The organism is Kitasatospora sp. NPDC096140, assembly GCF_040303045.1.
In the GTDB taxonomy this organism is placed as follows: Bacteria; Actinomycetota; Actinomycetes; order Streptomycetales; family Streptomycetaceae; genus Kitasatospora.
In genome coordinates this window covers 19,019-45,596 of record NZ_JBEOUW010000064.1, presented here as the reverse complement: position 1 = coordinate 45,596, position 26,578 = coordinate 19,019, and the positions used below count along the sequence as shown (strand labels likewise).

General features: G+C 73.9%; 20 protein-coding genes. 10 read left to right on the top strand and 10 right to left on the bottom strand.

The features are described from left to right. Nucleotides 1-488 precede the first annotated feature (488 nt). Nucleotides 489-938: a PTS sugar transporter subunit IIA gene (locus tag ABT048_RS38580; RefSeq protein WP_350526311.1), complete on the top strand. Its 450-nt coding sequence runs from the start codon at nt 489-491 to the stop codon at nt 936-938. A gap of 101 nt (nt 939-1,039) precedes the next feature. Beyond that, complete coding sequence (gene ptsP, locus ABT048_RS38575; protein WP_350526310.1) at nt 1,040-2,710, top strand: phosphoenolpyruvate--protein phosphotransferase; 1,671 nt, start codon at nt 1,040-1,042, stop codon at nt 2,708-2,710. A gap of 78 nt (nt 2,711-2,788) precedes the next feature. Here ptsP and ABT048_RS38570 read toward each other — a convergent pair whose 3' ends face one another. Genes ABT048_RS38570 through ABT048_RS38560 form a run of 3 tightly spaced genes read right to left on the bottom strand, consistent with a single transcriptional unit; the run spans nt 2,789 to nt 6,501 of the window. Next, nucleotides 2,789-4,909: an acetoacetate--CoA ligase gene (locus ABT048_RS38570; RefSeq protein ID WP_502894125.1), complete on the bottom strand. Its 2,121-nt coding sequence runs from the start codon at nt 4,907-4,909 to the stop codon at nt 2,789-2,791. Nucleotides 4,910-4,954: 45 nt separating this feature from the next. After that, nucleotides 4,955-5,503, bottom strand: a complete 549-nt coding sequence (locus tag ABT048_RS38565) for an NUDIX domain-containing protein (protein WP_350526308.1) — start codon at nt 5,501-5,503, stop codon at nt 4,955-4,957. A 50-nt stretch (nt 5,504-5,553) separates the two neighbouring features. Beyond that, nucleotides 5,554-6,501 (bottom strand): NUDIX hydrolase, encoded by a 948-nt coding sequence (locus ABT048_RS38560; RefSeq protein ID WP_350526307.1) that lies wholly within the window; start codon nt 6,499-6,501, stop codon nt 5,554-5,556. Nucleotides 6,502-6,663: 162 nt separating this feature from the next. Here ABT048_RS38560 and mmuM point away from each other — a divergent pair, with 162 nt between their 5' ends. The 5 genes from mmuM (at nt 6,664) to ABT048_RS38535 (ending at nt 12,937) form a co-directional block, all read left to right on the top strand. Then, nucleotides 6,664-7,608, top strand: coding sequence for a homocysteine S-methyltransferase (gene mmuM / locus ABT048_RS38555; RefSeq protein ID WP_350526306.1), 945 nt, complete (start codon nt 6,664-6,666; stop codon nt 7,606-7,608). Nucleotides 7,609-7,727: 119 nt separating this feature from the next. Further along, nucleotides 7,728-8,492, top strand: coding sequence for an IclR family transcriptional regulator (locus ABT048_RS38550; protein WP_350526305.1), 765 nt, complete (start codon nt 7,728-7,730; stop codon nt 8,490-8,492). 285 nt (nt 8,493-8,777) lie between these two features. Continuing rightward, on the top strand, nt 8,778-9,515 hold the full coding sequence (locus tag ABT048_RS38545) for an MIP/aquaporin family protein (protein ID WP_470330277.1): 738 nt from the start codon (nt 8,778-8,780) through the stop codon (nt 9,513-9,515). Nucleotides 9,516-9,647: 132 nt separating this feature from the next. After that, nucleotides 9,648-11,168, top strand: a complete 1,521-nt coding sequence (gene glpK / locus ABT048_RS38540) for a glycerol kinase GlpK (protein ID WP_350526303.1) — start codon at nt 9,648-9,650, stop codon at nt 11,166-11,168. Nucleotides 11,169-11,341: 173 nt separating this feature from the next. Further along, a complete protein-coding gene (locus ABT048_RS38535) occupies nt 11,342-12,937 on the top strand; it encodes a glycerol-3-phosphate dehydrogenase/oxidase (protein WP_350526302.1) in 1,596 nt (531 codons plus the stop codon). An 86-nt stretch (nt 12,938-13,023) separates the two neighbouring features. Here the strand turns inward: ABT048_RS38535 and ABT048_RS38530 are convergent, their stop codons facing one another. Then, nucleotides 13,024-14,244: a metal-dependent hydrolase family protein gene (locus ABT048_RS38530; RefSeq protein WP_350526301.1), complete on the bottom strand. Its 1,221-nt coding sequence runs from the start codon at nt 14,242-14,244 to the stop codon at nt 13,024-13,026. Between the two features lie 89 nt (nt 14,245-14,333). Here ABT048_RS38530 and ABT048_RS38525 point away from each other — a divergent pair, with 89 nt between their 5' ends. Then, a complete protein-coding gene (locus tag ABT048_RS38525; RefSeq protein WP_350526300.1) occupies nt 14,334-14,954 on the top strand; it encodes a TetR/AcrR family transcriptional regulator in 621 nt (206 codons plus the stop codon). Nucleotides 14,955-15,084: 130 nt separating this feature from the next. On the opposite strand, the gene ABT048_RS38520 is transcribed toward ABT048_RS38525, so the two are convergent. Next, nucleotides 15,085-16,479, bottom strand: coding sequence for a GntT/GntP/DsdX family permease (locus ABT048_RS38520; RefSeq protein WP_350526299.1), 1,395 nt, complete (start codon nt 16,477-16,479; stop codon nt 15,085-15,087). After that, a complete protein-coding gene (locus tag ABT048_RS38515) occupies nt 16,476-17,030 on the bottom strand; it encodes a gluconokinase (RefSeq protein WP_350526298.1) in 555 nt (184 codons plus the stop codon). The genes ABT048_RS38520 and ABT048_RS38515 overlap by 4 nt, the downstream gene beginning before the upstream one ends. 149 nt (nt 17,031-17,179) lie before the next feature. Between ABT048_RS38515 and ABT048_RS38510 the strand changes: the two genes are divergently transcribed. Both ABT048_RS38510 and ABT048_RS38505 read left to right on the top strand, forming a co-directional pair. Then, complete coding sequence (locus tag ABT048_RS38510) at nt 17,180-17,875, top strand: FadR/GntR family transcriptional regulator (protein ID WP_350526297.1); 696 nt, start codon at nt 17,180-17,182, stop codon at nt 17,873-17,875. 176 nt (nt 17,876-18,051) lie between these two features. Further along, on the top strand, nt 18,052-18,510 hold the full coding sequence (locus tag ABT048_RS38505; RefSeq protein WP_350526296.1) for a hypothetical protein: 459 nt from the start codon (nt 18,052-18,054) through the stop codon (nt 18,508-18,510). A gap of 1 nt (nt 18,511) precedes the next feature. Here ABT048_RS38505 and ABT048_RS38500 read toward each other — a convergent pair whose 3' ends face one another. The 4 genes from ABT048_RS38500 to ABT048_RS38485 all read right to left on the bottom strand — a co-directional run bounded on the left by ABT048_RS38500 (nt 18,512) and on the right by ABT048_RS38485 (nt 26,459). After that, a complete protein-coding gene (locus tag ABT048_RS38500) occupies nt 18,512-19,288 on the bottom strand; it encodes a metallophosphoesterase (RefSeq protein WP_350526295.1) in 777 nt (258 codons plus the stop codon). 19 nt (nt 19,289-19,307) lie between these two features. After that, nucleotides 19,308-23,870 carry a hypothetical protein gene (locus ABT048_RS38495; protein ID WP_350526294.1) on the bottom strand — a complete coding sequence of 1,521 codons (4,563 nt, stop codon included), beginning with the start codon at nt 23,868-23,870 and terminating at the stop codon, nt 19,308-19,310. A gap of 45 nt (nt 23,871-23,915) precedes the next feature. Next, entirely contained in the window at nt 23,916-24,791 is an 876-nt protein-coding gene (locus tag ABT048_RS38490; RefSeq protein ID WP_350526293.1) for a hypothetical protein, read from the bottom strand. Nucleotides 24,792-24,920: 129 nt separating this feature from the next. Continuing rightward, nucleotides 24,921-26,459 (bottom strand): hypothetical protein, encoded by a 1,539-nt coding sequence (locus tag ABT048_RS38485; protein ID WP_502894123.1) that lies wholly within the window; start codon nt 26,457-26,459, stop codon nt 24,921-24,923. Between the last annotated feature and the right edge of the window lie 119 nt (nt 26,460-26,578).

The window sequence follows — 26,578 nt, the reverse complement described above, 5'->3', positions numbered from 1 at the left end:
CACGCTGTTGAGTTCTCAAGGAACGGACGCTTCCTTCGGACCGCCTTCCAGCGGACCCTCCGGGCTTCGTTCTTTCGTGTTTCCAGCTTACCAGATGTTTTCCGCTCCGTTTACCGGGGCTTTTCACATCTGAAATCTGGAGTTAACCGCCGAGTTGCGGCGACTCGACCAACCATAGCGGGTCGGTGTCCGGAGCGCGAATCGAGGCGCGCCCGGTGTCACCCGGGTGGCGGCATGATTTGTTGCTCTCGCGAGCATATACAGCAATGGTCCCGATTCGCCAAGATGCCTGTAGAGTGCGGCGCATCGGCCGAGAGGACTAGACCACTCGCGGGCCGGTGGGACGCCGGCCGGTAGGTGGGCGGAGGGCGGGTTGTTCGCCCTGGAATGTCGACAGATGTCCGAAGTTGACATGATTTAGGCTTCAGCTGATCGTCGTGCCGCTCCTCGCGGCCGCTCGCTGTACTGCGCACTTGGGAGGCACAACCATGACCACTGTGACGTCGCCGCTGACCGGTCGGGTCGTCGGGCTCGCCGGCGTGCCCGACCCGGTGTTCTCGGGCGCGATGGTCGGTCCCGGTACCGCGATCGACCCGGTCCGTCGGCCCACCGAGGCGGTCGCGCCGGTGGACGGGGTCGTCGTCTCCATGCACCCGCACGCCTTCGTCGTCGTGGACGCCGAGGGCCACGGGGTGCTGACCCACCTCGGGATCGACACCGTCCAGCTCAACGGCGAGGGCTTCGAACTGCTCGTCAACAAGGGCGACACGGTGACCCGCGGCCAGGCCGTCATCAAGTGGGACCCGGCCGCCGTGGAGGCCGCCGGCAAGTCGCCGATCTCGCCGATCGTCGCACTGGAGGCCGCTCCGGACTCGCTCGGAGGCCTCCGGGAGGACGGCGAGGCCGTGTCCGGCGACGCCCTGTTCAGCTGGAGCTGACCTCTCGACCACGGACACACACCCGCCCCGCAGGAAGTGACGGGGCGGCCCGGCACTCAGCGGTTCCCGGCGGGGCCGCTCCTCTCAGCGGAGACAGGTAGATGGAGAAGACACTGCGCGGCGTGGGTGTCAGCCACGGGGTCGCGATCGGCCAGGTGCGGCACATGGGAACGGCGGTGCTGGAGCCCCCGGCCACGCGGATCCCGACCGAGGACGCCCCGCGGGAGCAGGCGCGTGCCCAGGCCGCCGTGGACGCGGTCGCCGCCGACCTGATCGCGCGCGGCAACCTGGCGGGCGGCGAGGCGCAGGCCGTTCTGGAGGCCCAGGCGCTGATGGCGCAGGACCCGGAGCTGATGGCCGACGTGTCCCGCCGGATCGCCGTCGGCAGCAGTGCCGAGCGCGGTGTCTACGACGCGTTCGCCGCCTACCGTGCGCTGCTCGCCTCCGCCGGGGAGTACCTGGCCGGTCGGGTCGCCGACCTGGACGACGTGCGGAACCGGATCGTGGCCCGGCTGCTCGGCGTGCCGATGCCGGGTGTGCCGGACAGCGACGAGCCGTACGTGCTGTTCGCGCGGGACCTCGCGCCGGCCGACACCGCGCTGCTGGACCCGACGCTGGTGCTCGGGTTCGTGACCGAAGAGGGCGGGCCGACCAGCCACAGCGCCATCCTGGCGCGGGCGATGGGCGTGCCGGCCGTCGTGGCGCTGCCCGGTGCCACCGATGTCGCCGAAGGCACCGTCGTCGCGGTGGACGGCAGCTCCGGTGACGTGCTGCTGGAGCCGTCGCAGGAGAAGCAGGACGAGCTGCGGGCGATCGCCGCCGAGCGCAAGGCCGCGCTGGCCGCCTCCTCCGGCCCAGGGCAGACCTCCGACGGGCACCGCGTCCCGCTGCTGGCCAACGTGGGTGGCCCGGCGGACGTGCCGGCCGCGCTGGAGAACGGTGCCGAGGGCGTCGGCCTGTTCCGTACCGAGTTCCTGTTCCTGGACGACTCGGCGAAGGCTCCCGGCGAGGAGAAGCAGATCGAGGCGTACCGCAAGGTGCTGGAGGCCTTCCCCGAGGGCCGGGTCGTGGTCCGGGTGCTCGACGCGGGCGCGGACAAGCCGCTGGACTTCCTGACCCCGGCGGACGAGCCGAACCCGGCGCTCGGCGTGCGCGGTCTGCGAACCCTCCTGGAGCACCCCGAGGTGCTGCGCACCCAGCTGCGGGCGCTGGCCACGGCGGCCGAGGGTCTGCCGGTGCACCTTGAGGTGATGGCCCCGATGGTGGCCGACCGCAAGGACGCCAGGGACTTCGCGACCGCGTGCCGCGAGGCCGGGCTGCAGGCCAAGTTCGGGGCGATGGTGGAGATCCCGTCGGCCGCGCTGCGGGCCCGGGCGATCCTGCAGGAGGTCGAGTTCCTGTCGCTGGGGACCAACGACCTGGCGCAGTACACCTTCGCGGCCGACCGCCAGGTCGGTGCGCTGGCGCGGCTGCAGGACCCGTGGCAGCCGGCGCTCCTGGACCTGATCGCCGCGGCGGCCGAGGCCGCGCGGGTGAGCGGCAAGAGCTGCGGCGTCTGCGGCGAGGCGGCATCCGACCCGCTGCTGGCCGTGGTGCTGACCGGCCTGGGCGTCACCAGCCTCTCGATGGGCTCGGCATCGATCCCGTACGTGCGGACCGCGCTGGCCAAGTACACGCTGGCGCAGTGCCGGCGGGCGGCCGAGGCGGCCCGGGCCGCGGACAGCGCCGACGAGGCGCGGGCCGCCGCGCAGCAGGTGCTGTCCGGCGAGTAGGCCGCGGCGACAGGACGGACGAGGAAGGGGCGCTCCCACCACGGCGGTGGGGGCGCCCCTTCCTCGTGTGCGTCGGGGTCAGGCCTGGCGGTCGAGGCGGAGCTGCTCGAAGTAGCGCAGGTGCTCGACGTTGTCGACGGAGCCGGGGTTGACGGCCTGCTCCAGCGGGGTGCCGGAGAGGATGCGCTTGACCGGGACCTCGATCCGCTTGCCGGTGAGGGTGTGCGGCAGGCCGCGGACGGTGATGACCTCGTCGGGGACGTGGCGCGGGGAGAGTTCGGTGCGCAGCGAGGTGCGGATGCGGCCGATGAGGTCGTCGTTCAGCTCGGCGCCGGGGGCGAGGACGACGAACAGCGGCATCCAGTAGCCGCCGTCGGGCTCCTCCAGGCCGATGACCAGGGACTCGGCGATCTCGGGGAGGCGCTCGACCACCTCGTAGATGTCCGAGGAGCCCATCCGGACGCCCTGGCGGTTGAGGGTGGAGTCGGAGCGGCCGTGGATGACGACGGTGCCCCGGGAGGTGACGGTGATCCAGTCGCCGTGGCGCCAGACGCCGGGGTAGGTGTCGAAGTAGCTGTCGTGATAGCGGGTGCCCTCGGGGTCGTTCCAGAAGCCGGTGGGCATGGAGGGGATGGGCTTGGTGACGACGAGTTCGCCGACCGCGTCGGTGAGCGGCTTGCCCTGGACGTCCCAGGACTCGACGGCGGCGCCGAGGCAGGGGGCCTGGATCTCGCCGAGGTACACCGGGAGGGTGGGGACGCCGCCGACGAAGCAGGAGCAGACGTCGGTGCCGCCGCTGACGGAGGCGAGCCAGACGTCCGCCTTGACCTCGTCGTAGATCCAGCGGAAGCCGTCCGGCGGGAGCGGGGAGCCGGTGGTGCCGATGCAGCGCACGGCGGAGAGGTCGAGGTCGCGGCCGGGGTGGAGTTCGGCCTTGCGGCTGGCGATCACGTAGGCGGCGGAGGTGCCGAGGACGGTCGCGCCGGTGCGGGCTGCGACGGACCAGAGGGCGCCGGTGTCGGGGTGGCCGGGGCTGCCGTCGTAGGTGACGATCGTGGACCCGACGAGGAGGCCGGCCAGCAGGAAGTTCCACATCATCCAGCCGGTCGAGGTGTACCAGAGGAAGCGGTCCTGGGGGCCGAGGTCGAGGTGGAGGCCGGCCTGCTTGAGGTGTTCGAGCAGGATGCCGCCCTGGCTCTGGACGATGGCCTTGGGCAGGCCGGTGGTGCCGGAGGAGTAGAGGACCCAGAGCGGGTGGTCGAAGGGGACCGGCTCGAAGACCGGCTCCACGTCGTCGGCGACCAGGTCGTCCCAGGTCAGCGCGCCCTCGGGGGCGGGGCCGCCGAGCAGCGGGACGTGGACGACGGTGCGCAGGCTCGGGAGTTCGCGGCGCAGTTCGGCGACGACCTCGGTGCGGTCGTGGTCCTTGCCGCCGTAGTGGTAGCCGTCGACGGCGAAGAGGACGGCGGGCTCGATCTGCTGGAGGCGGTCGAGGACGCTGCGGGCGCCGAAGTCGGGGGCGCAGCTGGTCCAGATCGCGCCGACGGCGGCGGTGGCGAGGAGGGCGACGGCGGCCTGCGGGATGTTGGGCAGGTAGGCGCCGACGCGGTCGCCGGGGCCGATGCCGCGGGCGCGCAGGGCGGCGGCGAGGGAGCCGACCTGGCGGCGGAGTTCGCCCCAGGTGAGGACGACGGGCTGCTCGGTGGTCTCGTCGAGGTGGAGGATCGCGGGGCGGTCGGCGTTGGGCCCCTTCGCTCCGTCGGGGCCGGGCTCGGCGGCGCGCAGGGCGTGCTCGGCGTAGTTGAGGCGGGCGCCGGGGAACCAGCGGGCGCCGGGCATGGCCGGGTCGGCGAGGACGGCCTCGGGGGCCTGGGTGAAGCGGACGTCGAACCACTGGGTGACCGCTGCCCAGAACCGGTCGAGGTCCTCGGTGGACCAGGCGTGCAGGTCGGCGTAGCGCTCGGCGGCCTGCCGGTCGTCGGCGGCGGGGGCGAGCGGGGCGGCCGGGGCGCCGTGGTGTTCGGCGGCCCAGGCCTGGAAGGCCACCAGGCTGGTGGCGGCGGCGCGAGCGGGGGCGGGGCGCCAGAGCGGCTGGTCCTGGGGTGGGGTGCTCACGGTGGTGGTCTCCCGGCCGGTGGTGGGGACGGGAGGGCTTGTGGCAGACCCGTCCGGTTGGGCTGTCGGTGCAGACCATGCCATGTGAGCGGCCGTCGCGCCAGGGTCGGCCGGCGGGCGGTCGGGTGGTCAGCGGGGGGTGAACTCCCCGCTGAACCAGCGGCGCAGGATGCCGTTGTGGAAGTCCCAGACCAGCGGCGTGTCGGCGGTGGCGAGCAGCCAGCCTTCGGTCTCGTCGGTGGGGCGCGAGGGCGGGAGCTCGGCGAGCGGGCGGGCGGGGAGCAGGCCGCAGAGCATCACGAAGCGTCCGTTGGGGTCGGAGGCGGTGTGGATCAGGGTGACCTCGGTGGGGTCGGCCGCGATGCCGGTCTCTTCGTGCAGTTCGCGGACGCAGGCCTGCTGCCAGCTCTCGCCGTAGTCCATGTAGCCGCCGGGGAAGGCGAGTTCGCCGTAGCCGGGTTCGATGGTGCGGCGGATGACGACGAGGGCCGGGTCGGCGTCGGGCCGGGTAACGGGGAGGACGGTGACCGCGACCGGCAGCGGGTTGCGGTAGCTGATCTCGGCGCAGCCGGGGCAGGTGCGGGGCCAGGCGCGGGTGTCGGGCGGGTAGGGCGTGCCGCAGAAGTGGCAGTGGGAGAAGGGCCGGTGGACGGTCTGGGTCGCTTCGTCGGTGGTCATGGCCGGATGGTAGCCCGGTGGCCGACGGTGATCCGGGGGTGTCCGGTGAATCAGTGCGGTGGGATCGCCCCGGTGGGGCCCTCGCCGGAGGGGCTCTCGCCGGACGGCCCGTCGCCGGGCTGGTCCTCGCGGGTGGGACGGAGCAGGGCGGGGTGCAGCAGGGCGGCGCCGCCGGCGTGGTAGGTGCGGGCGCGGGGGCCGCCGCGGGTGCCGCCGCGCTGGGTGGTGCTGCCGGTGCTCTCGACGAAGCCGGGGACGGAGAGGACCTTGCGGTGGAAGTTGCCGGGGTGCAGCTTCTCGTCCCAGACCGCCTCGTAGACGGCGCGGAGGTCGGGGATGGTGAAGTCGTGGGGCAGGAAGGCCGTGGCCAGCGGGCTGTATTCGAGTTTGGCGCGGACCCGGTCGAGCCCGTCGGCGAGGATCCGGGCGTGGTCGAACGCCAGCGTGAGCGCCGTGGTGCCGGCGCGCCCGTCGACGCCACCCCCGTGGGTGTCGGCGGGCGCGCCGGCGGCTCGGGACCGGCCGCTGGGCCGGAGGTCCAGGTCGCGGACGGGGTGCCAGGCGGCGGCCGCGGCGTCCGTCCCGGCCCGGGGGTCGGGGAGGTCCGGTGCGAAGGCGAGGTAGGCGACGGAGACGACGTGCATCCGCGGGTCCCGCTCGGGCGCGCCGTAGGTGCCGAGCTGCTCCAGGTGGAGCCGGCAGAGCCTGGCCTCGGCGTCGGCGGCGCCCTGCAGGCCCGTCTCCTCGGCGAGTTCGCGGGCCGCGGCCTCGTCCAGGCCCTCCTCGCCGGCCCGCAGGAAGCCGCCGGGCAGCGCCCAGCAGCCCTGGTGGGGCGGGGCGCCGCGCTCGACGAGCAGGACGTGCAGGAGGCCGTCGCGCAGGGTCAGGGCGACGACGTCGACGGTGACGGCGATGGGCGCGTAGGCGCGCGGGTCGTACGCGGCGAGCCATTCCTGCTCGGCCGCGGGCCCGCTGCCGGGCCGGTCGTCCGCTGCCATCGCCCTGCCCTCTCCGTGCTCGCTCCGCTGATCGGTCGTGTCGTTCTCGGAATGAGCACAACGTAGCGATTGCGTTCCCCGGCGGCAAATGGTTTTCCCGGTCGGCCGGGGCGTCCGCCTTCTAGGCTGTGACCAGCAACGACCGCGCCCGAGGAGGCCGACATGCCCACTGCTCCCCCGCCGGACTTCGCCGCGGCGCTGGCCGCCGGTCCGTTGGTGCTGGACGGCGGGATGTCGAACCAGCTGGCGGCGGCGGGGCACGACCTCTCGGACGAGCTGTGGTCGGCGCGGCTGCTGGCGGACGAACCGGCGGCGGTGGTGGCGGCGCACCGGGCGTACTTCGAGGCCGGCGCGGACGTCGCCATCACGGCGAGCTACCAGGCGAGCTTCGAGGGCTTCGCGCACCGCGGCATCGGCCGGGCGGAGGCGGCCCGCCTGCTGGCGAGCAGTGTGGAGCTGGCCCGGGAGGCGGCGCGGGCCGAGCCGGGCGGGCGGCGGCGCTTCGTGGCGGCGTCGGTGGGCCCGTACGGGGCGGTGCTGGCGGACGGTTCGGAGTACCGGGGCCGCTACGGGCTGGGCGTCGCCGAGCTGGTGGCCTTCCACCGGCCCCGGCTGGAGGTGCTGGCGGCGGCTCGGCCGGACGTGCTGGCGCTGGAGACGGTGCCGGACGCGGACGAGGCGCGGGCGCTGCTGGAGCTGGTGCGCGGGCTGGGGGTGCCGGCCTGGCTGTCGTACAGCATCGAGGGCGGCCGGACCCGGGCCGGGCAGCCGCTGGCGGAGGCGTTCGCGCTCGCGGCGGAGGTGGACGAGGTGCTGGCGGTGGGCGTCAACTGCTGCACGCCGCGGGACGCGGACCGGGCGGTGGCGGTGGCCGCCGACGTGACCGGGAAGCCGGTGGTGGTCTACCCCAACAGCGGGGAGCAGTGGGACGCCGCGTGCCGGGGCTGGCGTGGCGAGGCGACCTTCCGCTCGGCCCGGGTGGGCGGCTGGCTCGCGGACGGGGCCCGGCTGGTGGGCGGCTGCTGCCGGGTCGGACCGGACGGGATCGCGGCGCTCGCGGCGGAGGTGGCGGTGCGCCGGGGGCCGTCGAGCGGCGCGGAAGGTTAACACCCGGCCGAGGGCGGGTTACCGAGGGGGAAGGTGCACGGAGTCAGCACGGCCTGGCAGACTCGTGCCGTCACCACTGTGGTCGACATTGTCGACCGCCTGTCAGCGCGGAGGTTCTCATGCCCGGCCCGATCCAGTCGCTTTCCCGGGCCGCCGCGATCATGCGACTGCTGGCCGGCGGTGAGCGCCGCCTGGGCCTGTCCGAGGTCGCGACGGCACTGGACCTGGCCAAGGGCACGGCGCACGGCATCCTGCGCACGCTGCAGCAGGAGGGGTTCGTCGAGCAGGACCCGGAGAGCGGCAAGTACCAGCTGGGCGCCGAGCTGCTGCGGCTGGGGCAGAGCTACCTGGACGTGCACGAGCTGCGGGCACGGGCCCTGGTGTGGGCCGACGACCTGGCCCGGGCGGCCGGGGAGACGGTCTACCTGGGGGTGCTGCACCAGCAGGGCGTGCTGATCGTGCACCACGTGTTCCGGCCGGACGACACCCGGCAAGTGCTGGAGGTCGGCTCGATGCAGCCGCTGCACAGCACCGCGCTGGGCAAGATGCTGGTGGCCTACGACCCCGTTGCGCGGGGGGAGTTGGGCGACGGTCCGTACGAGTCGTACACCGTGCGCACGCTCACCGAGGCGGCGGACGTGGACGCCGAGTGCGCGCTGATCCGCGAGCGCGGCTGGGCGGACTCGATCGAGGAGACCTGGGAGGGCGTGGCCTCGATCGGCGCGCTGATCCAGGACCGGCGGCGCAATCCGGTGGGTGCGGTGTGCATCAGCGGGCCGGTCGAACGGGTCTGCGAGGACGGCTTCGTGAAGCCCTCGCTGGTGGCCTCGGTGCGCAGTGCGGCGCGCGCGATCTCGCGCGACCTGGGCGCCGGCCGGTTCTGAGGGACACATTCATTTCGTCACGCTGAGGCGCGGACGGGCGGTCGGCCTGTCCGCGCCTTGGCGTTTTGCCCCGTTTCGGGGCGCTCCGCTCGGTAACTTCTGGGGACGGGCGGGGACAAGGGTCACAGCTGCGTAACCCTGCCTTGACGTGGAGGCGACCTGGGGAGGAAGCTTCCGCATGACGGTCGACATTGTCGAACGATGGCCGGGAGATCACTCCCACAGCGCGCTCACCCGCACAGCGATCGACCCGGCCGCCCACCCCCACCCGCACCTCCGGGCCATATGGACAAGGGAGTCTTTGTGTCCGCGTTCTCCAACGGCGACGTCTTCGTCGGCGAAACCCTCGGCACCGCCGCCCTGATACTTCTCGGCGGCGGCGTCTGCGCCGCCGTGACCCTCAAGAAGTCGAAGGCGATCAACGCCGGCTGGCTGGCGATCACCTTCGGCTGGGGATTCGCGGTCCTCATCGCCGCTTACATGTCGGCTCCGAAGTCCGGCGCGCACCTCAACCCCGCCGTCACCCTCGCGCTCGCGGTCAAGAGCGGCGAGTGGAGCCAGGTGCCGCTCTACATCGGCTCGCAGATGCTCGGCGCGATCATCGGCGCCGTCCTCGTCTGGGCGACCTACCTCGGCCAGTTCAACGCCAACGAGGAGCCCACCCTCGGCATCTTCTCGACCGGGCCCGAGATCCGGAACCCGTTCCAGAACGTGCTCACCGAAGTCATCGGCACCTTCGTGCTCTGCTTCGCGATCCTCACCATCGGCACCAACGCCGGCCTCTCGCAGTCCGGCACCGGCACCCTGATGGTCGCCTTCACCGTCGTCGGCATCGGCCTCTCGCTGGGCGGCCCGACCGGCTACGCGATCAACCCGGCCCGTGACCTCGGCCCGCGCATCGCCCACGCCCTGCTGCCGATCCCCCACAAGGGCGGCTCCGACTGGTCGTACGCCTGGGTCCCGGTCGTCGGCCCGGTCATCGGCGGCCTCGCGGCCGGCGGCGTCTACAACGCCCTCTTCTAAGCGGCACGACGCCCTCTTCTGAAGGCTCCCCGCCGAACAGCAGAGTGGACCCCGCCGAACACGGGGACTGACCGAGAAGCGTGTCAGGCCCACCCACCCCGTACCCCTCAACCCGAGCCGAGGACCCTCCCCATGACCTCCACCGGTAACTACATCGCCGCGATCGACCAGGGCACCACCTCCAGCCGCTGCATCATCTTCGGCGCCGACGGCCGGATCGTCTCCGTCGACCAGCAGGAGCACCGCCAGATCTTCCCCCAGCCGGGCTACGTCGAGCACGACGCCGCCGAGATCTGGACCCGGGTGCAGTCGGTCGTGCGCGGTGCGCTGGAGAAGGCCGGCCTGACCAAGGACGACATCCGCGCCATCGGCATCACCAACCAGCGCGAGACCACCGTCCTGTGGGACAAGAACACCGGTGAGCCGGTGCACAACGCGCTGGTGTGGCAGGACACCCGTACCGAGGGGCTGTGCCGCGAGCTCGGCCGCAACGTCGGCCAGGACCGCTTCCGCCGCGAGACCGGCCTCCCGCTGGCCAGCTACTTCGCCGGCCCGAAGATCCGCTGGCTGCTGGACAACGTCGAGGGCCTGCGCGAGCGCGCCGAGGCCGGCGACATCCTGTTCGGCACCATGGACACCTGGGTGATCTGGAACCTCACCGGCGGTGTCGACGGCGGCAAGCACGTCACCGACGTGACCAACGCCAGCCGCACCATGCTGATGAACCTCAAGACCCTCGCCTGGGACGAGAGCATCGCCGAGTCCATGGGCGTGCCGATGGCCGTCCTGCCGGAGATCCGCTCCTCCGCCGAGGTGTACGGCGAGGCCGTCGGCGACCTGGCCGGCGTCCCGGTCGCCTCCGCGCTCGGCGACCAGCAGGCCGCGCTGTTCGGCCAGACCTGCTTCAACGAGGGCGAGGCCAAGTCCACCTACGGCACCGGCACCTTCCTGCTGCTGAACACCGGCGAGAAGATCGTCAACTCGTACCACGGCCTGCTGACCACCGTCGGCTACCGGATCGGCGACCAGGCCCCGGTGTACGCCCTGGAAGGCTCGATCGCCGTCACCGGCTCGCTCGTCCAGTGGCTGCGCGACCAGCTCGGCATCATCTCCACCGCCGCCGAGATCGAGACCCTCGCCAACACGGTCGAGGACAACGGCGGCGCCTACTTCGTCCCGGCCTTCTCCGGCCTGTTCGCCCCGTACTGGCGCTCCGACGCCCGCGGTGTGATCGCCGGTCTGACCCGGTACGTCACCAAGGGCCACCTGGCCCGGGCCGTCCTGGAGGCCACCGCCTGGCAGACCCGCGAGGTCGTCGACGCCATGCAGAAGGACTCCGGGGTCGAGCTCACCGCCCTCAAGGTCGACGGCGGCATGACCAGCAACAACCTGCTCATGCAGAACATCGCCGACGTCCTGGACGCCCCGGTCGAGCGCCCGTACGTGGCCGAGACCACCGCCCTCGGCGCCGCCTACGCGGCGGGTCTCGCCGTCGGCTTCTGGAACGACCTCGACACCCTGCGGGCCAACTGGCACCGCGCCGCCGAGTGGACCCCGCGCATGGACGAGGCCACCCGGGAGCGCGAGTACAAGAAGTGGCTCAAGGCCGTGGAGCGCACCATGGGCTGGGTGGAGGAGGAAGAGAACAACTGACCGACGAGCCGGTCGGGGCCGCTGGCCCCGGCCGGCCGCCCGCTGTTCCGGCAGCGGGTGTCACCGCGTTTCACCGGCCCGCCGCACCGGGCCGACCGGTCCCTCCCGCAGGGGCCGCACCGCACACGAGAGGAGTAACGGCGCGCCCGACCCGCGCGCCGTACACAATCACCATGGCAACCATCCCGACCCTGGGCGCCGAGCGCACCGCCGGCCGCACCGCCTCCCGCGCCGAGACCCGCGAACTGCTCGGCAAGGCCACCTACGACCTGCTGGTGATCGGGGGCGGCATCCTCGGCACGGCCGTCGCCTGGACCGCGTCCCAGGCCGGCCTGAAGGTCGCCATGGTCGACGCCGGCGACTTCGCCGGCGCCACCTCCAGCGCCTCCTCCAAGCTCGTCCACGGCGGTCTGCGCTACCTGCAGACCGGCGCGGTCAAGCTCGTCGCGGAGAACCACAAGGAGCGCCGCGCGCTCTCCACCGACGTCGCCCCGCACCTGGTCAACCCGCTGACCTTCTTCGTGCCGGTCTACAAGGGCGGCCCGCACGGCGCCGCCAAGCTCGGCGCCGGCGTCTTCCTGTACTCGGCGCTGTCCGCCTTCCGCGACGGCATGGGCCGGGTCTCCACCGCCGCGCACGCCGCCCAGCAGGTGCCCGCGCTGCGCACCGAGGGCCTGCGCTCGGTGGCCGTCTACGGCGACCACCAGATGAACGACTCGCGCGTCGCGGTGATGACCGTGCGCGCCGCCGTCGACGCCGGCGCCGTGGTGCTCAACCACGCCGAGGTCACCGGCCTGCGCTTCACCGGCAGCCGGGTCACCGGCGCCGAGCTGCGCGACCGCCTGGACGGCACCGAGTTCGGCGTCGACGCCCGCCTGGTGCTCAACGCCACCGGCCCGTGGGTCGACCACCTGCGCAAGATGGAGGACGCCGGCGCCGCGCCGTCGATCCGCCTCTCCAAGGGCGCCCACGTCGTGGTCAAGCGCCGCTCGCCGTGGCGCGCCGCGCTGACCATCCCGATCGACAAGTACCGCGTCTCCTTCGCCATCCCGTGGGAGGACCACGTCCTCCTCGGCACCACCGACGAGGAGTACACCGGCGACCCGAAGGACGTCCGGGCCACCGACGCGGACATCGACCAGATCATGGGCGAGGCCGCGCACGCGATCCGCGACGAGCACCTCGACCGCGACCTGGTCACCTACTCCTTCGCCGGCCTGCGCGTGCTGCCGGGCGGCCCGGGCGACACCGCCGCCGCCAAGCGCGAGACGGTCGTCACCGAGGGCCGCGGCGGCATGCTGTCGGTCTCCGGCGGCAAGTGGACCACCTACCGGCACATCGGCCGCGCGGTGCTGGAGAAGCTGGCCCACGTGCCCGGCACCGGCCTCGCCGAGGACATGTCCCCGATCGCCCCGACCGTCCCGCTGCCGGGCGTCGGCGCGCCGAACGCGGTGGCCCACCGCCTGCTGATCGACCGCGAGCCGGGCTCCCGGATGGAGCCGCTGGTCGCCAAGCACCTGGCCAGCCACTACGGCACGCTGTCCTTCGACATCGCCCGCATGATCGACGAGAACCCGGAGCTCGGCCGGCCGATCCACCAGGACGGGCCGGACGTCTGGGCGCAGGTCGCGTACGCGGCCGACAACGAGTGGGCGTACACGGCGGACGACGTGCTGCGCCGTCGCACCACGATGACGGTGCGCGGTCTGGACACCCCGGAGATCCGGGACGAGGTCGACGCCTTCCTCGCGAAGCGGGCCGGCAAGTAACGACTGTCGTACGAAGGGCGGGCGTTCGGGGTTTCCCCGGGCGCCCGCCCTTCGTCGTTCCTGCCGGACATTGCGCGGGCGTGGGGTCAGATCGGCGCGCCGGCCTTCACCACGTGCCTGAGGTGCCGCTCCGGGCGGGTGAGGACGGAGAGGTCGGCCAGCGGGTCGCCGTCGACGACGAGCAGGTCGGCGTGGGCGCCGGGCGCGAGGGTGCCGATCTCCCCCGCCATGCCGAGCAGCCGGGCCGCCGTGGTGGTCGCCGAGCGCAGCACGTCCGCGGCCGGCTGGACCTGCGCGCGGAGGGTGAACTCCTCCAGCTGGGCGGGGTGCAGCGGACCGAGCAGGTCACTGCCGTAGACGAGGTTGACGCCCGCCCGGTGGGCGCGCTCCAGGGCGTCGAGGCCCCGGTCGCGGACCTCGGCGAGCTTGCCGACGGAGGCGGGCGGCAGGCCGGAGGCCGCGCCCAGCTTGGCGGTCTGCTCGTAGGCGACGAGGGTCGGGACGAGGAAGGCGTCCTTCTCCAGCAGCAGGGCGATCGTGGCGTCGTCCAGCAGGTTGCCGTGCTCGACGCAGCGCACCCCGGCCCGCAGGGCGCGGTCGATCGCGCGCGGGTGGTAGGCGTGCACGGTGACGTAGCGGTTGTGGTTCTCCGCCTCCTCGACGGCGGCGCGGATCTCCTCCTCGCTGTACTGGACGGCGGCGATCTCGTCGTGCGGGGAGGCGACGCCACCGGAGAGCAGCACCTTGAGGTGGCGCGCGCCCTTGCGGAACTCGTCCCGGGCGGCGGCCCGGACCGCGTCCACGCCGTCGGCGATCCGGCCGAAGTTCGGCCGGGACTCGCAACAGGGCAGGGCGTCGTCGCCGAGCGGGCGCAGGTCCCCGTGGCCGCCGGTCTGGGACAGCGCCTTGCCGCCGTGCAGCAGCCGGGGGCCGAGCGCCAGGCCCTCGGCCAGGGCGCGGGCCATGCCGTGGTCGGCGCCGCCGACGTCGCGGACGGTGGTGAAGCCGCGGCGCAGCATGCGCTCGGCCTCGGCGAGGGCGCGGACGGTCGCGTAGCCCGGGGTCCAGTCGGCGACGTCGTGCAGGTCGAGCGTGGTGACCAGCAGGTGGACGTGGGCGTCGATCAGGCCCGGCAGCACGGTGGCGCCGCCGGCGTCGACCACCCGGACGCCCTCGCTCGGGGCGGGTGGGTGGCCGGTTCCGGTGGCGGCGATCCGGCCGTCGGCGGCCTCCAGCCAGCCGAGGTCGGTGCGCGTTCCGTCCTCGGGGTGGAGCAGGTGGGCGTTGGTGATCAGCAGTCGGCTCACGGCGGTGGTCCCCCTCGGGTCCGGCGACAGGTTCAGTACGGCTCGTATTGAATACGACTCGTACTGAATACACCATGTATCGTTCTCCTGTGAACCCACCCCCCGCCGATACCACCGCTCCCCGACCGCCCCGCCGCCGCGTCCACACCCGGGCCCGGCTGCTGGCCGCGGCGAGCGAGCTGTTCCTCACCGTCGGCTTCGCGCGGACGAGCATCGAGGACGTCTGCGCCGCCGCCGGCTACACCCGCGGCGCCTTCTACTCGAACTTCGGCAGCAAGGAGGACCTGCTGCTGGCGCTCTTCGACGACCAGGCGGCACTGCGGATGGCCGAGCTGGAGCAACTCGCCACCGCCTGCGAGGAGTTGGCTCCGCAGGAACGGGCCCGGCGGCTGGTCGGGGCGCTGCTGCGGGTCGAGCCCGCGGAGAGCGGATGGATCCTGCTGTTCCTGGAGTTCCGCCTGGTCGCGGCCCGGACGGAGGCGCTGGCCGAGCAGGTCGCCGCGCACGACCGGGCGGTCGCCGGGGCGCTGGCCGACGTCCTGGAGCGGGCGCTGCCGGAGCTGGTGCCCCCGGGCGTGAGCGCCGGGCAGGCCGCGCTGGTGATCCTGGCCGCCCGGGAGGGGCTGCTGGCCCGTACGGCGGCGGGCGGGGTGGTCGCGGAGGACCTGCTGGAGGCGACGGCGGCGGTGCTGTCGGGACTGCTGGGCTGAGGAACGCCGAGGGGCGGCACCCGTACGGTCACGGGTGCCGCCCCTCGGCGGTGCTGCGGCGGCTGCGGCGCGCGGGCGCGGCGCGCGGGCGCGGCCTCTGGCCTGCGGCTGTGGTGGAACCGGAGGGCCGCTAGACGACCAGGCTCAACGGCAGGATCAGGGCGATGGCGACGACCGAGATCACCGTCTCCATGACCGACCAGGACTTCAGCGTCTGCCCGACGCTCATCCCGAAGTACTCCTTCACCAGCCAGAAGCCGGCGTCGTTGACGTGCGAGAAGAACAGCGAGCCGGCCCCGATCGCGAGCACCAGCAGGGCCGCGTGGGTCGAGGACAGGTTCGCCGCGAGCGGGGAGACGATGCCCGCCGCGGTGATCGTGGCGACCGTCGCCGAGCCGGTGGCCAGGCGGATCAGCACGGCGATCAGCCAGCCCAGCAGCAGTGCCGAGATGTGCCACTCGCTCGACCACTCGCTCACCGCGTTGCCGACGCCCACGTCGATCAGGGTCTGCTTGAACCCGCCGCCCGCGCCGACGATGAACACGATGCCCGCGATCGGGCCGAGGGACTTGCCGACGGTCTCGGAGATCCGGGCCTTGTCGAAGCCGGCCGCCCGGCCGAGGGTCAGCATGCCGAGCAGGGTCGCGGCGAGCAGGGCGATCAGCGGGGAGCCGATGAAGTCGAACACCCGCTGGGCCATGGCCTTCGGGTCGTCGATCACCACGTCGGCCAGCGCCTTGCCGAGCATCAGGACGACCGGCAGCAGGATGGTCGCCAGCACCGCACCGAAGGACGGGGTGCGGTCGTGCTCGGCCGTCTCCTCGGGGGCGGTGGCGGCCGGGATCTCCAGCGGGCCGACCCAGCGCTCGGCGACCCGCGCGAACAGCGGGCCGGCGATGACCAGCGTCGGGACGGCGATCAGCAGGCCGAGGGCCAGGGTGATGCCGAGGTCGGCCTTCAGGGCGTCGACGGCGACCAGCGGACCGGGGTGCGGGGGCACCAGGCCGTGCAGCACCGAGAGGCCGGCCAGGGCCGGTATGCCGACCCGCATCAGCGGCACGTTGCCGCGGCGGGCGACCAGCAGCACGATCGGGATCAGCAGGACGACGCCGACCTCGAAGAACAGCGGCAGGCCGAGTACGGCCGCGATCAGCGCCATCGCCCAGGGCAGCGCCTTGGTGCCGGTGCGGGAGAGCACGGTGTCCGCGATGATGTTCGCGCCGCCGGAGTCGGCGAGCAGCTTGCCGAGCATCGCGCCGAGGCCGATCAGCAGGCCGACGCCGGCCACGGTGGCGCCGAAGCCCGTGGAGAAGCTGTTGAGCAGCTTGTCGAACGGAGCGCCCGCGACGGCGGCCAGCAGGCCGGAGCCGAGCGTGAGGGCGAGGAACGGGTGCAGCTTCAGCTTGGTGATCAGTACGACGATCGCACCGATGCTGAGCAGCACCGCGACCAGCAACTGGGAGTCGCTACTGGTGTGCGCCAGGGCCGGTGGGGCGGCCGCCAGCAGGGTGGGGGCAGTTCTCACGCGAGGTCTCCATTGACGGGCCGCAGCAGCGCTGCAGCCATCTCGACGAGTTCTTCGGGGGACGGGCCGACGTCCAGGACCGCGCCGCGCTCGTCCGCCCCCAGGGGCTCCAGGGTGGCGTACTGCGAGTCGAGCAGCGACGACGGCATGAAGTGGCCGGTGCGGTGGTTGAGCCGGCCCTCGACCAGCCCGTGGCCACCGCTGAGGTGCAGGAAGAAGGCGCCCGGGCAGGCCGCGCGCAGGGTGTCGCGATAGCGGTGCTTCAGCGCCGAGCAGGTGACCACGCCGCCGGTGCCGTCCTCGGTCCGCTCCTTGAGCCAGGCGCCGATGGCGCGCAGCCAGGGGGCGCGGTCCTCGTCGTCCAGCGGGATGCCGGCCGACATCTTGGCGATGTTGGCCGCCGGATGGAAGTCGTCCGCCTCGGCGAAGGGGAGGCCGAGGCGGTCCGCCAGCATGCGGGCCAGGGTGGTCTTGCCGACGCCCGAGACACCCATCACCACGACGGTGAGGGGAGCCGTGGGGCGGTCGTGGTTCTCGACGCTGAGAGCCATGGTGGTGCTCCTTCGTTTCCTGGCCGCCACTATCGCCTCAAAGATATGACGTATTCAAGTGTCGGAAACCAAATCGTCATACTTTTACGGTGTGGGCTGGGTCGCAGGGCGGCGCGGCCGCCCTCGGGTCGAACGTCTAGGCTGGGCGGATGGAGATCCAGGGGCTGCCCGGGCGGCTGCTTGACGAGCTCGGGCCGGCGATCGCGTCCGGGGAGCTTCCCGAGGGTTCGGTGCTGCGCGGCGAGGAACTGGAGCAGCGGTTCGGGGTGTCCCGCACGGTCGTCCGGGAGGCGGTGCGGGTCCTGGAGGGAATGCGCATGGTGGCGTCCCGGCGACGGGTCGGGATCACCGTGCTGCCGAAGTCGCTCTGGGACGTCTTCGATCCGATGGTGATCCGCTGGCGCCTGGCCGGGGCCGACCGACCCGCCCAGCTGCGCTCGCTCGGTTCGCTGCGGATGGCCGTCGAACCCGCTGCGGCGGCACTCGCCGCGACCCACGCCACCGATGACGACCGGCGTGAACTCAGCTCGCTGGCCGTGGAGTTGACGGTCGCCGCGCGCGACGCCGACCTGACCACCTTCCTCCGGCACGACATCGCCTTCCACGCCCTGGTGCTGCGCGCCTCCGGCAACGAGATGTTCGCCCACCTCGGGGACACCGTGGGGGCGGTGCTCACCGGGCGGACCGAGTACCATCTGATGCCCCATCAGCCGGAGCCGTACGCGATCCGGCTGCACCGCGAGGTCGCCGACGCGATCTGTTCGGGCCACGCCGAGGAGGCCGAGCAGGCGATGCGGACGATCGTCACGGGCGCGCTGGAGGAGCTCAACCAGCAGCTGGGCTGAGCGCGCGGGTGGGCCGGGCCCCCTCGCGGCCGTTTCCCGGATGGCATGTTTTGAGGCCAGTTCGGTGGTTTCGGACGCATAGTCCCGGTTCGGCGGGGCAGAGTGAGCCTCGGGGGCGCATTTCGTGTGCGCCCGGTCCGTACCCGTCATCGATGTCCGCGCCTGGGGGTCGCCCGATGTCCGTGCCACGCCGCCGTCGCCGCCTGCCCGACGAGGTGCGCGCCGCCGCAGTCCGGGCGGTGCTGTCCCTCGCCTTCACCCTGGTGGGCGTGGTCGTCGCGACGTTGGCCTCGTACGCGGGCAGTTGGATGCTGACACCCGCGCTGATGGCCATGGGGCTCGGGGTGTTCGCCACCATGTGGTGCCTGCTGGAGATCCTGATCTCCCGTCAGGTCGCCTCGCAGCGGATGCGGACGCCCGGATCCGCGCACCCGATGGCGGGCACCAGGGTGCCGCCCGAGCCCTTGGCCGCCCGGCCCTTCCCCCGGCCCGGCTCGTCGGCCCCGCCGCAGCCGAGCCAGTCGGTCTACCAGCAGCCTTACCAGCAGCCCCACCAGTCGGTGTACCAGCAGCCCCACCAGCAGCGGCCGCAACAACCGCCGCACCAGCCACGGGTGTCGGCACCGCGGCCGTGACTCAGTCGACCGGGACGACCCGGTAGTGGGTGGTGATCCTGGCGTCCCCGTCCAGGACGTGGAAGGCGAGCATCGGCGGGTGGTCGAAGGAGATGCCGCGCCCGCCCTCGCAGGGCAGGGTGATGGTGGAGACCACGCCGGGCGCGACCAGCAGCGGCAGCCCGGCGAAAGTGGTCGCAGCGGGGGTGTGGGAGTGACCGCAGAGCAGGGCGGCCACCCGGGGGTGCCGGCGCAGCACCCGTGCCAGGCGCACCTCGCCGAACTGCCGGATCCCGTCGACCATCGGCATGTGCAGTTCGACCGGCGGGTGGTGGAAGGCCACCAGGGCGGGCAACCCGGTGCGCCCCTCCGCGAGTCGGGTGTCCAGCCAGTCCAGCGTCTCGTCGTCCAGCAGGCCGTCGTGCTGCCCGGGTATCGACGAGTCGAGCATCAGCACGTCGGCGCCGGGGAGTTCGTGCAGCCGGTTGACCGGGCCCGCCCCGCGCCCCTCCCCCGGCGCCTCGCCGAGCAGCACCTCCCGGTACGGCGCCCGTGAGTCGTGGTTGCCCGGGCAGGTGAGCACCGGGTGCCGGGAGCTCAGCACCTCGGCCACCTGCTCGTACTCGGCGGGCAGGCCGTGGTCGGCTAGGTCCCCGGTGGCCAGCACCGCGTCCAGCGGGCCGGGCAGGGCGTCGAGGTACGCCATCACCTGCTCGGCCCGCCGCCGGGCCCGCTTGCCGCGGTCCCGGCGGTGGTCCTGTCCGAGGTGGATGTCACTGAGGTGCGCGATCGTCAGCATGCCGATCACGCTAGCCAGTTCACGGCTGGGCGGGAACCTCCGCAGGGCGCTTGAACATCCGGGTGGCGGTGATCTCGCCGTGGATGGTCGGGCCGTCCGGGTCCTGGGCGGCGGGCAGGCCGGGGCGCAGGTGCTCCTCGACCGAGATGTACTTGAGGCCGGCCCGCAGGTCGGCGTCGTTGCGCAGGCGGATCACCAGGGGGAACTCGGCGAGCGCGGTGGTATCGAACAGGCCGGTGGTGTAGATGAGCTGGACGCCGAGCGCGTCGGCGACGGCGCGCTGGAGCTCCAGCAGGTAGGTGGCGTTGGCACGGCCGATCGGGTTGTCCAGGAACAGCGTGCCGGCGTGCCGCAGCTGGGACTGGCCGCGGTCGTTGGCGCGCAGCGCGGCCATCGTGCAGTACAGCGCGATGGCGGCGGTGAGCAGCTGCCCACCGGAGAACACGTCGGACATCTGGCCGACGCCGACCCGCTCGGCGCGCAGCACCGCGTCCGGCTTGAGGATCTCGACGCTGACGCCCTTGGGGCCGATCGCGGCGGCGACCCCGCGCAGCAGCAGGGACATGCCGTCGCGGCGCAGGTCGCTGTTCTTCCTGACGGCGGCGCGGGTCGCCTCGTCGATCACCTCGCCGAGGCGCTCGACCAGGGTGGCGTGGTCCGGGTCCTCGAAGCGGATCCGGAGGAACTCCTGGCCGGACCACTCCCCCAGGCCCTCGGGCAGCCGGGACAGCCGCTGGGCGGCGCGCAGGGTGGTGAGCGAGGACTCGACCAGGCCGCGCAGGCGGTCCACGATCGAGCCGCGGTTCTTCTCCAGCTGGGCGAGTTCGTCGGTGAGCACGCGCAGTCGGGGCGCGAAGGCGGCGGCCCAGGCGGCGGCGTGCTCCGGCAGCGCCGAGGCGGGCAGTTCGCGGATCTGCTGGCGGGCGGGGGTGCGGACGGCCTCGTAGCGGGCGGCGTTGGCGTGCCGGACGAGGGCGTCGGCGGCGTCGCGTACGGCGAGTTCGGCGCTGGACAGCTCGCCGGAGGCGGTGCGCAGGCCGCGGCGGGCGTCGGCGGCGCCGTTGCGCGCCTCGGCGAGGGAGCCGAGGTACGGCTCGACCGGGTCGTCCGGGTCCTCCTGGTGGTCGCGCAGGCCGTCGCGCAGCTGGCCGGCCAGCTCGTCGAAGTCGGCGGCGGCGGACTCGGCGGTGTCGAAGGTGCGCTGCAGGTCGGCGTGCGCGGTGCGGGCGGCGTCCAGGGCCTCCCGGCGTTCGGCGAGGCGGCTGGTGGCGGTGCGCAGCAGGGCCTGGGCGTGCTCCGGGTCGGCGGGGACGAGGTCCTCGGGCAGCTCGGTGTGCGCCTCGCCGTCGCCGGGCGCGGAACGCTCGGCGTCGCCGCGCAGGCGGCCGAGCTGCTCGCTGGCGGCGGCGGAGCGGGCCTCGATGGTGGCGACCAGTTCCTCGGCGCGGGCGGCGGCGGCCTGGCGGGCCGGGCCGTCGGCGCCGTCGGGGCTGCCGAGGAGCTCCTCGGCGCGGGTGCGCACCTTGTTGGTGAGGCGGTCGAGTTCGGCCGCGGCGGCGGCCTCGTCGCCCTCGGCGCGGGCCTGTTCGGCGCGCAGGTCGGCACCGACGCCGACCTTCTCGTACAGCTGGGAGGCGGCGCGGTAGGCCTCGCGCAGGGCGGGCAGCGCGGCGGGGGCGGTGTCGGCCGGGTCGTCGGTCTGCTCGGCGGCGGGGATCTCGGCGCGTTCGGCGCGCAGCGCGCGGGTCGTGCGGCGGGCGTCGTCGGCGGCGCGCTGGGCGGCGCGGCGGTCCTCGTCGCAGGTGCGGGCGCGGTCGGCGCACAGGGCCTGGCGGCGGTCGCACTCGGCGGCGTCCTCGGCGAGTTCGCGCTGGCGGCGGGCCCAGTTGGAGCGCTCGCGCAGGCGGAAGGCGAGGCCGGAGAGCGCGTCGGCGCGGCGGCGGGCGCGCTGGGCGGCCTCGCGGTGCTCCTCGTGGGCGGAGGCCGCGGCGGCGTGGTCGGTCTCGGCCTCGTCGTGGTCGGCGCGCAGGGTGGCCAGGGCGGCGGCGGACTGCTCGGCGTGCTCGCGGGCGGCCTCGGCGGCGGCGGCGAGTTCGGCGAGGGTGCCGGGCGGGCAGCTGGCGTGCCACGAGGCGAGGCGGGCGGCGAGGGCGCGGTCGGCGCCGAGGCGGCCGGCGAGTTCGCGGATGTGCTCCTCGCGGGCGCTCGCCCGGGCGCGCAGCTCACGGCGCTCGCCGTCGGCGGCGGACTCGTCGTGCATGGCCGGGTTCGGCGGCACGAGGAAGAACGCGGGCTCGTCGGTGATGGGCGCGATCAGGGAGGCGGCGGCGCCGACGGCCACGGTGGAGCGCGGCAGCAGGGCGGCGGACTGCAGGGCCTCGCGGGCGCGCTCCAGCGAGGACGGGTCGGTGACCACGACGCCGTCGACGAGTTCGGGCCGGGCGGCGAGGATCGCGTCGTGGTCGGCCGGGTCGACGGACTGGGCGAGGTAGCGCCAGCCGGGCAGGGCCGGGATGCCGTGCTCGGCGAGGTACTCGACGGTGGCGAGGACGTCCGGGCCGGGCGGCAGCAGGCCGCCGTCGCCGAGGGCGGCGAGGATGCGGGAGTCGTCGGCGGCGGCCGTCCGCAGGTCGAACAGGGTGCGCTCGGCGGTGGCGATGGCCTCGTCGAGGAGTTCGCGCAGGTACTCGGCGTTGCGGTCGAGGAGCGCGGGGGTGAGGAAGCCGGCGTCCTCCTCGGCGTCCTCCTGGTAGGGCGTGAGGGAGAGCAGGTCGGCGAGGCGCTGCTCGGTGGCGAGCAGGGCGGCGGTGCGCTGCTCGCCGGCCAGGGCCCGGGCGGCGGCCTTGCGGGCGTCGCCCGCGCGCTCGGCGGCGAGTTCGGCGCGCGAGGTGGCGGCGGCGGCCTCGCGCAGCCGGGCGGCGCAGGCCTCGGCGGCCGTACGGGCCTGGGCGAGCGCGGCGGTGGCGGCCTTCTCGACGTCGGCGGCGTGCAGCGCGGCGCGGGCCGGGTCCACGTCGCCGTCGGCGTCGATGAAGCCGGCCGTGACGGCGGCTTCGGTCTCCTGCTCGACCTCGGCGAGGCGCTGGCGCAGGTGCTCGGCCTCGCTGCGGGCCTTCTGGGCGGCGGTGGCGGCCTCGGTGGCGCCGGACTGCGCCTTGGCGCCGTCCTCCTGGAGTTCGCCCGCGCGCTGCTCCTCGGTGTCGGCGCGGGACTCGGCGGCCGCGGCGGCGGCCTCCAGGGCGCGGGCGAGGGCGGTCGCGGCGCGGGCGCGGGCGGCGAGCGCCGGTGCGGCGTCCAGCTCGGCCTCGCGGATGGCGGCGGCGACCCGGGTGACCCGGTCGGCGGCGGCGCGCTGGCGCAGCACCGCTTCGGCGGCCTGCCAGGCGGCGTGCAGGGTGCGGGCGTCGATCAGCTCGCGGCGCAGCGCGGCGGCTTCGGCGGTGGCCGCGGCGAGGCTGAGGGTGGCGTGCCGGTAGGTGAGTTCCTCGGTGATGAGGGTGTGCCGGGTGCGGTCGGACTCGGCGGCGGTGACGGCGCTCGCGGCGGCGGCGACCTCGATGGCGAGGTCCTGGGCGCGGTCGCGTTCGGCGCCGGCCCGGGAGGCGAGCGCGTGGGCGAGGCGGCGGGTGCGGCGCTCGGCGGTGCGGTGGGCCTCGCGGACGGTCTCGCGGGCGGTGGTGGCCTCGGCGATGCGCTCCAGCAGGTCGAGCGAGCCGGCGGTGAAGTCGCGTTCGGCGGTGAGTTCGGCGCGGCGGCCGAGCTTGGCGGCGAAGCCGTGGACGAGGTCGGCGAGGCCGTCGGTGTCCCGGGTGTCGGTGACGGCGCGCAGCAGGAGGTCGGTGAAGTCGCTGTCGTGCTTGACCGCGAAGAGGCCGGCGGCTTCGCCCTCGTCGGCGTTCATCTCGCGCTGGTAGCGGAAGAGTTCGGGGTCGAGGCCGAGTTCGCCGAGGTGCTCGGTCCAGCGGTCGTGGCCGTCCTCGAAGACCAGGTCGAGGTGCGGGTGGGCCTTGCCGGCCTCGGTGAGGGCGTCGCGGAAGCCCTTCATGGTGCGGCGGCGGCCGCGGGCCTTCTGGTCGCCGGCCAGGCTGACCCGCTCGGCGACCGGCAGGGAGTCGAGGGTGAGGCCGGGGCCGGGGCGGAAGGAGTACCAGGTCTCGGCGAACTTGCGCGGGTCGGAGGAGACCTGGCGGCCGCGCCACTCGCTGACCTTGCCGACCACGATCAGTTCGCCGGTGACGGTGTGCTGCCACTCCAGGGCGACGTGGCCGCAGTCGTCGGCGAGCAGGAACTTGCGCAGCACGCCGGAGCTGGCGCCGCCGAGGGTGTTGCGGTGGCCGGGGAGCATGACCGAGAAGATCAGCTTGAGCAGGACGGACTTGCCGCCGCCGTTCTCCAGGAAGAGCACGCCGGCGGGGGCGGGGCGGCGGACCGGGCCGTCGATGTCCTCGCCGAACAGGCCGATCTGCTGCGGGGCCGGGTCGGCGACGGGCTCGCCGACGCCGCGCAGGTCGAGCACCGTGTCGGCGTAGCGGGCGCCGGCCGGTCCGATCGAGTAGAGGCGGACCCGGTTGAGCTCGTACATGTGCGGCGGTTCTCCGTGCGTCTGTGGGGTGCGTCTATGGGGTTGTCAGAGCGAGTGGAACGGCAGGCCTGCGTCGGCGACCAGCTCGTCGGAGGTGTCCGGCGGCAGCAGGGTGGCGGTGCCGTCGGAGACCGGGACGACACCCAGGTCGAGCAGTTCGGCCATGGCCGCGCTGCCGGCCAGGTCGCGGACCTGGAGCTGGTAGCGGGCGGTGGTGCGGTAGGTGCCGCCGGAGTCGTCGGAGACCTTCTGCAGGAAGCCGGAGTCGACCAGGAACATCACGGCCTTGGCGACGATGCCGATGGTGGAGCCGGAGAGCCGGCGGGCGTCCTTGGTGGCGCCGGTGGCGGTGCGCCGGGCCCAGACCCGCCAGGCGGCCTCCAGGCCGGGGGCGTCGGACTGCGGGTCGGTGTTGGCGCCCTCGACGTCGGCCTGCTCCTCCAGGCGGCGGCAGGCCTGGCGGACGAAGGAGTCGACGCCGTTGACGGTGATCCGGCCGAGGTAGGCGTCGTCGGCGAGGTCCTCGGGGCGGGGGAAGGCCATCGCGGCGACGGCCAGGTGGGCCAGGCCGTGCAGGAAGCGGTCGGTGGACTCGGAGGCGGCGCGGCGCGAGTAGTCGCCCATCCGGACGGCGAACAGCGAGTCCTCGGCGGCGGCCACGGCCATGCCGGCGCGCGGCGAGACCTCCAGGACGACCAGGCCCATGCCGGTGGCGATGGCGTCGGCGAGCCGGGCGAACGGCGGGTCCTCGCGGTGGCGACGCACGAGTTCGGCGTACTCGACGTCCCGGGCGGGCAGCAGCTTGGCCTGGAGGCCGAAGGAGACCAGCCGGGCGGCGTCGGCGACGTCGGCCGGGGTGATCGGCGCGGGGGCGGCCGGTTCGGTCTCGGTCGCCCAGGACGTGTCGTGGTGGGTCGTCACGGGCGGTGCTCCTCGGGGCTGTCGCTGCAGGTGTTCGGGGTGTCGCTGCGGGTGTTCGGGTGGTGCGTCACGTTCGGGGGTTCGGGCGGTGCGTCACGGCGGGCCGTTCCGGCGGTGCGTCCCGGCCGGTCAGCCGGCGTCCTTGCGGTCGGCGGCCATGCCGGCCGCGTCGAGCAGGGCGCTGCCGACGATCAGGTCGGCGCCGCCGAACTCCGGGTCGCGCAGCGGGGTTCCGTCGTCCACCGCGAAGAGCAGCCGCTCCTCGCCCTGGCGGTAGGCGGTGCCGACCGGCGGGCTGGCGGCGTGCACGGCGAGCAGCGCGACCAGGTACGGCAGGTCCGGGTCCTGCTTGCGGGCGTCGGCGAGCAGGCCGGAGAGCCGGCGGGGGGCGTCCGCGGGCAGGTCGAGCAGGACCAGCGCGGCCTCCAGCTGGGCCTCGGAGAACCGGCTGTCGTCCGGGGTGGCGACGAGGTCCGGGTCGGGCAGCTCGGCACCGAGGTGCTCGCGCTCGACCGGCGGGGTGAGCAGGAGGTCGACCAGGTCGGCGACCCGGACCGAGACCGGGGTGCGCAGACCGACGCCGCGGGCGAAGAAGGCGCCGGTCGGGCGGACGGCCTGCTCCACCGGCAGCCGCAGCACCGGGGCGAGCAGCTGCCCGTACAGGTCGATGCCGCTGCGGGCGCCGGGGGTGGCGAAGGCCTGGCGGTCCTGCTCGGCGCGGAACAGCGGGCCGGCTTCGAGCAGGCGGGTCTGCAGCTGGGTGTGGCGGCGGATGCAGTCCTTGACGATGTCGACCAGCTCGGCGGCACGGCGCTTGTGCTCCGGGTCCTCGGCCTCGTCGCGGGCCTTGCGAATGTTGGTGAGAATCGCGTTCTCGTGCCGGTAGCGGTCGGCGATGTGGTCCAGCGCCTCCTCGATGAGGTCCGGGACGGCGCGCATCCAGTCGACGGCCCGGACGTTGCGGCGGGTCGCGTCGAGGGCGCGGCGCAGCGTCTCGGCGTACTGGACGGTGCGGTAGCGGGCCTGCTCGGCGGCGAGCTGGGCGTCGGCCAGGCGGCCGCGGCGGATCAGCACCTCCAGCTTGACCTCGGCGGCGATCTGGGCCGAGGTGACGTCGGTGTCGAGCGCGCCGACCAGGACGTTGACCGCCTCGTCGGTGGTGCGCAGGTAGACGCCGCCGTCGGGGCCGGGGACCTCTTCGATCAGCTTGAAGTCGTAGTCGCGGCGCACGTACGCGCCGTCCGCGCCGAAGGTGCCGTAGACGGCGCGGAAGCCGCGGTCGACGCTGCCGACGTTGATCAGCGACTCCAGCACCCAGCGGGCGACCCGCTCGTGCTCGGCGGCGGGACGGCCGGCGGCCTGGGCGGCGACCCTCGGCAGCAGGCGGGCGAGGACGGTGTCGCGGTCGGCCCCGGTGTCGAAGTCCATGTTCAGGGTGACCAGGTCGATCGCGGCGAGGCCGACCTCGGCCATCGCGTAGCCGCCGTACTCGCCGGCCAGGTTGACCTTGCGGTTGTCCAGGTCGTGCAGCGGGGCGGTGCAGGCCAGCGCCTTGAGCCGGCGGGCCAGTCCTTCGTCGGCGGCGGGGCCGGGCGCGGGGCGCGCAACGGCCGGGCCGGCGGACGGACGGATGCCGGGCTCGGTGGACGGGTCTGCGATGGCGGTCACGGAGGACAAGGTTAGAGGTTCGCACCGACATCGACCGAAACGGACCTTGCGGCCGGACGTAGCGGCAGGTGGGCGGCGGTCCGGGGATCGTTTTCAGAACGAGGTTTCGACGGTATTCC

What these genes read in the sequence shown, in the direction of transcription:
- ABT048_RS38580 (WP_350526311.1), top strand. Translation starts at nt 489, where the DNA reads ATGACCACTGTGACGTCGCCGCTGACCGGTCGGGTCGTCGGGCTCGCC.
- ptsP (WP_350526310.1), top strand. Translation starts at nt 1,040, where the DNA reads ATGGAGAAGACACTGCGCGGCGTGGGTGTCAGCCACGGGGTCGCGATC.
- ABT048_RS38570 (WP_502894125.1), bottom strand. Translation starts at nt 4,909, where the DNA reads ATGGCATGGTCTGCACCGACAGCCCAACCGGACGGGTCTGCCACAAGC.
- ABT048_RS38565 (WP_350526308.1), bottom strand. Translation starts at nt 5,503, where the DNA reads ATGACCACCGACGAAGCGACCCAGACCGTCCACCGGCCCTTCTCCCAC.
- ABT048_RS38560 (WP_350526307.1), bottom strand. Translation starts at nt 6,501, where the DNA reads ATGGCAGCGGACGACCGGCCCGGCAGCGGGCCCGCGGCCGAGCAGGAA.
- mmuM (WP_350526306.1), top strand. Translation starts at nt 6,664, where the DNA reads ATGCCCACTGCTCCCCCGCCGGACTTCGCCGCGGCGCTGGCCGCCGGT.
- ABT048_RS38550 (WP_350526305.1), top strand. Translation starts at nt 7,728, where the DNA reads ATGCCCGGCCCGATCCAGTCGCTTTCCCGGGCCGCCGCGATCATGCGA.
- ABT048_RS38545 (WP_470330277.1), top strand. Translation starts at nt 8,778, where the DNA reads ATGGACAAGGGAGTCTTTGTGTCCGCGTTCTCCAACGGCGACGTCTTC.
- glpK (WP_350526303.1), top strand. Translation starts at nt 9,648, where the DNA reads ATGACCTCCACCGGTAACTACATCGCCGCGATCGACCAGGGCACCACC.
- ABT048_RS38535 (WP_350526302.1), top strand. Translation starts at nt 11,342, where the DNA reads ATGGCAACCATCCCGACCCTGGGCGCCGAGCGCACCGCCGGCCGCACC.
- ABT048_RS38515 (WP_350526298.1), bottom strand. Translation starts at nt 17,030, where the DNA reads ATGGCTCTCAGCGTCGAGAACCACGACCGCCCCACGGCTCCCCTCACC.
- ABT048_RS38510 (WP_350526297.1), top strand. Translation starts at nt 17,180, where the DNA reads ATGGAGATCCAGGGGCTGCCCGGGCGGCTGCTTGACGAGCTCGGGCCG.
- ABT048_RS38505 (WP_350526296.1), top strand. Translation starts at nt 18,052, where the DNA reads ATGTCCGTGCCACGCCGCCGTCGCCGCCTGCCCGACGAGGTGCGCGCC.
- ABT048_RS38500 (WP_350526295.1), bottom strand. Translation starts at nt 19,288, where the DNA reads ATGCTGACGATCGCGCACCTCAGTGACATCCACCTCGGACAGGACCAC.
- ABT048_RS38495 (WP_350526294.1), bottom strand. Translation starts at nt 23,870, where the DNA reads ATGTACGAGCTCAACCGGGTCCGCCTCTACTCGATCGGACCGGCCGGC.